Origin of the sequence: Peribacillus sp. Aquil_B1, from assembly GCF_022603275.1 — a bacterium.
In the GTDB taxonomy this organism is placed as follows: Bacteria; Bacillota; Bacilli; order Bacillales; family DSM-1321; genus Peribacillus.
Genome location: NZ_JAKXEE010000013.1, coordinates 1 through 7,855 on the forward strand (window position 1 = coordinate 1; position 7,855 = coordinate 7,855).

6 protein-coding genes and 1 rRNA gene are annotated in these 7,855 nt (G+C 38.2%); 1 reads left to right on the plus strand and 6 read right to left on the minus strand.

Going from position 1 to position 7,855, the window contains the following annotated elements; all coding sequences use genetic code 11:
• The first annotated feature begins 562 nt into the window (after positions 1–562).
• Complete coding sequence (locus MPH60_RS27430) at positions 563–1,120, plus strand: shikimate kinase (protein WP_241594828.1); 558 nt, start codon at positions 563–565, stop codon at positions 1,118–1,120.
• Between the two features lie 118 nt (positions 1,121–1,238).
• On the opposite strand, the gene MPH60_RS27435 is transcribed toward MPH60_RS27430, so the two are convergent.
• From MPH60_RS27435 to rrf, 6 genes are all read right to left on the minus strand, one after another.
• Positions 1,239–2,252, minus strand: a complete 1,014-nt coding sequence (locus tag MPH60_RS27435; RefSeq protein ID WP_137020934.1) for a LacI family DNA-binding transcriptional regulator — start codon at positions 2,250–2,252, stop codon at positions 1,239–1,241.
• 223 nt (positions 2,253–2,475) lie between these two features.
• Complete coding sequence (locus MPH60_RS27440) at positions 2,476–3,684, minus strand: MFS transporter (RefSeq protein ID WP_241594829.1); 1,209 nt, start codon at positions 3,682–3,684, stop codon at positions 2,476–2,478.
• 267 nt (positions 3,685–3,951) lie between these two features.
• Positions 3,952–4,836, minus strand: coding sequence for a shikimate dehydrogenase (locus MPH60_RS27445; RefSeq protein ID WP_101226132.1), 885 nt, complete (start codon positions 4,834–4,836; stop codon positions 3,952–3,954).
• A gap of 60 nt (positions 4,837–4,896) precedes the next feature.
• Complete coding sequence (gene aroD, locus MPH60_RS27450) at positions 4,897–5,658, minus strand: type I 3-dehydroquinate dehydratase (protein WP_241594830.1); 762 nt, start codon at positions 5,656–5,658, stop codon at positions 4,897–4,899.
• 67 nt (positions 5,659–5,725) lie between these two features.
• Entirely contained in the window at positions 5,726–6,928 is a 1,203-nt protein-coding gene (locus tag MPH60_RS27455; protein ID WP_241594831.1) for an MFS transporter, read from the minus strand.
• A gap of 809 nt (positions 6,929–7,737) precedes the next feature.
• A 5S ribosomal RNA gene (gene rrf, locus MPH60_RS27460) occupies positions 7,738–7,853 on the minus strand.
• Positions 7,854–7,855 lie beyond the last annotated feature (2 nt).

A 7,855-nucleotide genomic window follows, 5' to 3' on the forward strand; every position in this document is an offset into this window, starting at 1 on the left:
TTCATCATAACATCTTATTGATTAGTTGTCAACTTCTGCGAAGTTTTTAACTTATTTTAAATCGCTGTGTTTTTCAGCGACCATTTCATCTTATCATTTTCATAGTAAGAAGTCAATAGTTATTATTTCTTTCAGCAATCAGCCAAAAGCGATGAAGTTTTTCGTTTGTCTTAGTTGGTGCTTATTTATATTAATCCTTTCCCACCATAAAGTCAACACATTTCATGATTTCCTTATTAAATGATTTAAGCAATTAATAGAGGAATATCAGCCTAGTAATGCTTTTGACCAATACAACCTGCTAGTAATGTGAAACGGCATTAAAAATCTGGATAGATGAAGGTAAACATGTAATCAGATGTATAAATCAAATACTGAAAAGTTGATTGTTCCTTTTCGGATAAATTGCTTTAAAAATAAACCGTTAAATCACGAATCCCATTGTCCAAATATTAAAAAATTTTTTTACAATTTTACTTTCTTGTACTATAATAAATATATTTTAAAAATTTCAGGATAGACTTTTAATCATTATAAAAATAGTTGGGAGAGGGATTTATAAATGATTAATAAAAACACATCTTTGAGGATGCAAAGTATCGTTTTTATTGGCTTTATGGGAGTAGGAAAGACGACGATCGGACGGAAAGTAGCAAGGAAATTATATAGGGACTTTATTGATATAGATCAAGAAATTGAAAAGGAATTCAATATGCCCACTACAGAAATATTCAAGAAGTTTGGAGAAAAAGCATTTCGCGAAAAAGAAAAAAGTGTAATTGAAAGCCTTAGTCAACAACAATTGAAAATCATTTCGGTTGGGGGCGGGGCATTTTTACAAGAGGATATACGGAACATCTGTTTATCCAATTGCATTGTCTTTTACCTGGACCTATCTTGGGAATACTGGAAAGAGAGAATAGGCTTACTTATTGATAGTAGACCTGTTTTACAAAGCCGGTCCCTTGAGGAAATTGAAGAACTCTTTCACACAAGACAAGAAATATACTCTTATCATCATTCAAAAGTGAATACCAATGATCTTGATGTTGATGAAGTGGCAGACTTCATCGTCGATTCATTGAAAGTTGCCTGGGATATTTATGAACCGCTTAAGTAAGAACAGCTCTTTCATTTAATCGATTTTCCCAATAAAAGAATAATAGAAAAGATGAAAAGGGTACAGCGGCATGGATACCTAACCTCCTGTAAACTGATCACCTTTTTATTTTTCTTTATTAGGAAGACTCTCTAATAATCAGTTCTGGATTCAATATGATTCGCTGTTGATCACGTTCAATTTTCTCCATTTGCTGATACAGGAGATTCGCTGCCTCTTTCCCAATACGTCTAGGGAATGAGGAAATGGTCGTTAGCGGAGGATGATAGATTTCTGCGACTGGAACGTTATCGAACCCAACGATATCTATATCTTTTCCAGGAGTAAATCCTTTCATCATTAATCCTTGCATAACACCGAAAGCAATTAAGTCACTAAAGCAAAAAATCGCGGTAGGCGGATTAGGATTCTCAAGTACTTTCAATACAGCCTCCAGCCCTCCCTCCCGGGTAGGGGCACTATCTATAACCAGCGATTCATCCACTTCCAATCCCGCTCTTGAAAGAGCTTCTCGGTAACCCTCCATTCTCTCGATCCAAGTAGAAGATTCTTTGATGCCACCAAGGAGCGCAATTCTTTTATGTCCCTTGCCAAGTAGATGATCAACAGCCATCCTGGCTCCTTCTGGATAGTCTATTCCAACATAGTCGCTATTCACTCCAGGTAGTTCCCTGACAGCAAGGACCATCGGCGTGTCAATTTCATTTAACCGTTCAATTGTATCTTGTGAGCTTTCAGAGACAGGACAAAGAATCAGGCCTCCCACCCTATGTTCCATCATGGTTGAAAGGAGATGGTCTTGCTTGGCAACCGAGTCGAAAGTAGTTCCCAGCAACACTGTATACCCGACCTCATCCAATGCGTCATGAACGCCTATCAGGAATTCAGAAAAAAAGGTGTTTGATATGTCGGTAATAATGATTCCTACAGTATCAGAACTCTGCGACCTTAGGTTGGCTGCAATTCTATCGTATACATAACCCAGTTCATGCATGGATTTTAATACCTTTTTTCGCGTCGCTTCCGATATTCGAGGGTTATTGCGAACGATAAGGGAAGCAGTGGATGTAGAAACCCCAGCATGTTTCGCTACCTGCTGCAGCGTGACCCGCCCTTTTTTGGATTGTTTCATAGTTCATCACCATCTTGAATGTATTTTTGATGTACTTATTATTATCATGTTCTTACTATAATAATAATATAGTTACTGTCATTATTACACCCTTGCTTTTGGAACATGGGTATACCATCGGTTAATACTCACTCCAATACATCTATATCTAATATTCATTAGTCCAAAAAAAAACGCCACCCTAGTTCTAGTAGATGGAGTTTTAAGTAATCCTTCATATTTATTAGCCATGATTTAACATGGTCTGGTGCTGTGTCAATTTTTTATAGCGGTAATAAACAAAAGCTGCAGCCAGGATCCCAATGGTTGCAATAAAGCAATCGAAAAGAAATATATGTGATATATCCCCGCTCTTAGCGATCAAGCCCGTTGCAATTGGTAAAATGACGCTCGCCAAACTGGAAGCCGTCGCAACGATCCCTGTTACAGTTCCTTTTTTCCTCCAGAAGAGTTCAGTCATTATTGCAATGGTTAATTGAAATATCCCAGCTGTCGAGGCTCCAAGGAAAAAGGAGCTAATACTTAAGACAATGGGTGAATGAATCGTTAATATGATGATTACCGTAAGTAAAGTAATCATTGGATAAAGCAATATCACCGTCACGGGCTTAACCCATTTGTTTAATAAGATGGATAATAGCAGGACGGAAATCAGTGATCCAACACTATAATAGCTCAATAATTTAATTGCACTTGAAGATGGCATCCCTGCGACTTCCTGGCCAAAGCTCGGTAACCAGATTTGCGAAACTGTAAATAACGCAGTTGATGTAAACCCAATTATGATTAGTGCGACTCCTTCGCTCCAAAATTTTGGTTCAGTTATGAACCTGCCACTATGCAAATCCTCCTCATGACTGACAGCATCGGATTTGCTTTTTGGAAATGAAGCGGACAAAACAAAGAACATATTCACGAAGTAGACTACAGCCGGTAATAAAAATGCAAACCCATAAAATAATTCGTTCCTAGTAAGAAACAAGATGATGAATGGCAGAATGGTTGCACCAAGTGAACCAAAAGCCTTAACCATTACACTGGCGGAACCAGCAGATTCAGGAAACATTTCAGTTAGAGCCGGATATGTACCAGCATCCATGGCTGAGTTGGAAATTCCCGCAAGCAATGCAAATACAAACGCCATTTCATATGTGGGGGAAAACGGAATCCCAATTAAAAAAACTCCCATTATTACCGAAGAGACAATGATCAATGGCTTTCTCCCAAATTTATCTGATAATACTCCCGAGAGACCATACGTAAGTAATCTGCCTATTCCTATTGCTGCAATGAGATAACTGATGCCAGTTGAGTCCGTATCCCATTGTTCCGTTAAAGAGGGCATGTTCGAGGCGAGGATTATATTTACCATCCCTAGCAGGAAATAGTTAATATACATGCCAGATGCCGCTTTAAAATACTGATTTTTCATTATTACACCCCTATAATAAATCACGTTGTGTTTCTCCCCTAGAACGCTTTAATGCACAATGTAATTACATTAAAGCCTCCCCTTTATGTTATCCATTTAAATGAAAACCACTTTTCAAAAAAAAACGCTAAGAAAAACAAGGGATTTCACTCCCTGCATTTCTTAGCTCTGAGGTATCTGCACTCATTTAATGTAATCAATTAACGATGATGCACATCAAGTATGAAAAAACCTCCATTTGGAGAATAATCTCCAGAGTGAATCATATTATTCTGCAAACAATTGCTCTTTGATGTAATCAACAGGCATCTGTTGACCTGTCCATAATTCAAAGGCCAGTGCGCCTTGCCAAAGCATCATCCCAAGACCATTAATAGCTGTAGCACCCGCAGCCTCAGCTTGTTCCATTAGTTTTGATTTACGTGGGATGTAAACAACATCTGTTACGATTAGATCGGGACGCAGCATTGATTCGTCTTGAATGACACTTAAGCCATCAAGAGGTTTCATGCCAACGCCAGTTCCATTTGCCAAAATATCACTAGTTGCGATTTCAGCCTTTAATTGTTCAACATTTTCTAGAGGGTATACATTGGCTTTCACATTTAAGTGCTTCATATCTTCATTGATGATTCGTACATTCTCTTCTGCTTGCGGGAAGAAAGCATCATCACGAGCAAAAATACTGATTTCCGCCACACCTTCCAGCGCAGATTGAATGGCAATTGGAGTTGCAGCCCCGCCAGAACCGATAAGAGTCATTTTCTTTCCTTTAATATCTATACCATGTTCTTTTAGGTTCCGAGTATATCCCATTCCGTCTGTGCTGTGCCCTACGAACTTTCCATCAACATTGACAACTGTATTAACGGCACCAGAAAATTTAGCACTGTCTGCCAATTCATCTAGATATGGAAGGATTTTCATTTTATTAGGCATGGATACGTTAAATCCTTTTACATTTAATGCACGCATCCCCTTTACTGCATCTTCCAGCTCTTCATTTCCAACCTCAAATGCTAAATAGGCGCAATTCAAGCCTAATTTATCGAAAGCTAAATTATGCATGGCAGGTGATAAAGAATGTCCGATAGGTGTTGCCAGCAATCCTACTAATTCTGTTTTCCCATTAATTCGTCCTAGATTTTCCATGTTCTATTCCCCCTGATTTTTTAAACTTTATATAAATTCCTTATTGGAAGGAATTATGAGTTAAATATTTTGATCAATGATCTCCAATACATCTCTTAATTGAGTAACAGGAATCTGTCCTGGGGCAGATGCTTCTTTTCCGGCACCGAATGTACAAGCAGATCCAAACACCGCACCTGATAATCGACTGACCAGGCCTGTACCCGACATTGACATCGTAATGAATGGGCGATCGGCATACTTTGTTTTCATCGTGTAAGTTGCATCTAATAAAACGAGTAAGTCACCAACCGTTTGGGGCATCACAGCGATCTTTGGAATATGGGCGCCAAATTCCTGCATTTTACGCAATCGGTAAATGATTTCTTCTTTTGCTGGTGTCTTATCGAAATCATGGTTACACATTATTACGTATACGCCATTTTCCTCAGCTATCTTTACAGTCTCCTTCACTGATGATTCCTCAAAAAACAACTCTACATCGACAAGATCAATATTCTTCGTTTTAATTGCTGTATGAAGAAGCTGGAAATAATGAACATCACTGATTTCCTTGTTTCCTCCTTCTTTATGGCTTCTAAAAGTGAAAAGCAGCAAAGTATTGGGAACAGCACTTCTTAGTTTTGAAATCATATCTGAAACGGCTTCTAAGCTTTCGACTTGTTCAAAGACATCTACTCGCCATTCAATGATATCCGGCTGTAGCGCATTTACCGTTTCAACTTCTTTAAGCAGTTCTACTTCAGTTGTCCCCATTAGAGGAACGATGATCTTTGGAACCCCTTCTCCGATCGTTACGTCTTTGATCGTGAATGTTTGCATGGATGTTTCCCCCTTTTATCATTATCATCGGTGGGGTTCATGCCCCACTGATGTTCGGTCAGACTATTTAATTGGAAATCTTAATTACCTTTTTATATCGATAGGCAACGAATACGGCCAATAAAATACTGACTATCGCAATTGCCACATCAAACAAGAAGACCGCAGTTAAACCAGCACTCTTAGAAATGATACCTGTAACGAAAGGTATGATGATAAAGGCTGAACTAGCTGCAATGTTTACATATGAAGTAATTGTCCCTTTATTGGCTGGGAAGAATTCTGTGATTATTGTCATGGCTAATTGGAACACCCCTGCGGTTGAAAGCCCTATGAAGAAAGCGCTCAAAACAGTTATAAATGGTTGCTGGATGTAAATGAGTGACAATAAAGATAATGCTGCAATGACCGGATAGATAATCATGACGGTAATGGGCTTAATTACTTTATTCAATAGAACAGCTAGTAAAATGACAGAAACAAGGGAGCCAATGCTATAGTAACTAAGCAATTGAACCGCCTTAGCTTGGGTTAGCCCCAATACATCTTGTCCGAAGTTCGGGAGCCAGACTTGAACCAGCATGAATAAAGCAGTTGATGTAAAGCCTAATAGTATGACTGCCAAACCTTCCTGAGCAAACTTCGGTTTTGAGAGGAATTGCTGTTGAACCGGCACAGCCTGTTCATCATTCTGAGTTTGGCCTTGGGCTTTATGATCCGGGAATGAAACCTTAAGCAGGAAAAACCCATTAACAAGATATACAGCAGCCATTAAGAAGAATGTATACCCGTAAAACATATCTCTAGCTATAAAGAACGCCATGATGAATGGAAGAAGTGCGGCACCGATTGAAACGAACGCTTTTACTAATACGGTAGCGGAACCAGCTTTCTTTTGAAAAGCCTCAATAAGTGCTGGATACGTACCTGCATCCAAAAATGAGTTTGCAATACCAGCACATATAGCAAATATAAATGCCAATGTATAGCTAGGAGCCAAAGGTATGCCTATAAGGAAGATCAGGTAGATAAAAGATGCTGAAACGACAAATGGTTTCCTTCCTAATTTATCCGAGAGTCTACCAGCGAAAAACAAGGAAACTAACTTACCTATTCCTATAGCAGAAACCAAATAACTTATCCCTGAGGCACTCGTGTTCAATTGTTCGGACAAATTTTCCATATTTGACCCGATGATAATATTGATCATGCCTAAAATAAAATAGCTAATATATAAACCAGTGGCCATTTTTATAAATGGATTTTTCATGAAACACACCCCTATTAAATAATTATGAAATGCAATTTGACTCTTAAGCCTTTCAGAAGTTGCCCCCTTGCCCCATACCATAAATTCAAGAACAAAATTACGTACTAAATAAAACAATAAGTAAACCCGCTTTAGCTAGTACATCGTTCTACTAACTATTCGCATAACTAGTATATCGTTCTACTAATCTTAATTATTGGTACATCGATCTACTTAAAAATGGTGTTAGTATATCGTTCTACTAAGAATCAATATTAGGTTCTAAATTCAAAAGGTATTGAATTAACAATTATGCAAGATTTAATTAGTTAAATTTATTTAGTATATCGTTCTACTGAATTATTATACTGCGCTAATTTAATTGTGTCAAACTCATGAAGCAGTCCTTAATAACTATAAAGCAATTACGCATACTCATCTTCGAAGTGCTCATTTTGAATCTTATTTACCTTGAAAGTACAGCCATGCCTTGGATTCGTTCCTGTTCATACAAGATGAAGCATACTTTTATTTGCTGTGGAACGAAGTTTTCTTCATTTATTCGGGCTTCCTTCTAACCCGATATTCTCCACTTTTTTAGTTACCAGTTTCTGAATAAATTTCTTTTTAGCTAAAATATATGTACTGCTGCTTATTTAAATACAATTATCCAGTATTTTGAAATCGGATTAAATAACCCATGTCTAAGTATGGCTGGGGGAATATCGCACTTTTATTTTCCATATAAGCCTTCTCAGGGTGTAATAACAAGGCTACATAATTTTCATAAACGCAAAAAAAGACCAGCCCGATGGCTGATCTTTGAAATGGCTTGGCGGCGTCCTACTCTCACAGGGGGAAACCCCCAACTACCATCGGCGCTGAAGAGCTTAACTGCCGTGTTCGGAATGGGAACGGGTGTGACCTCTTCGCTATCGCCACCAAACA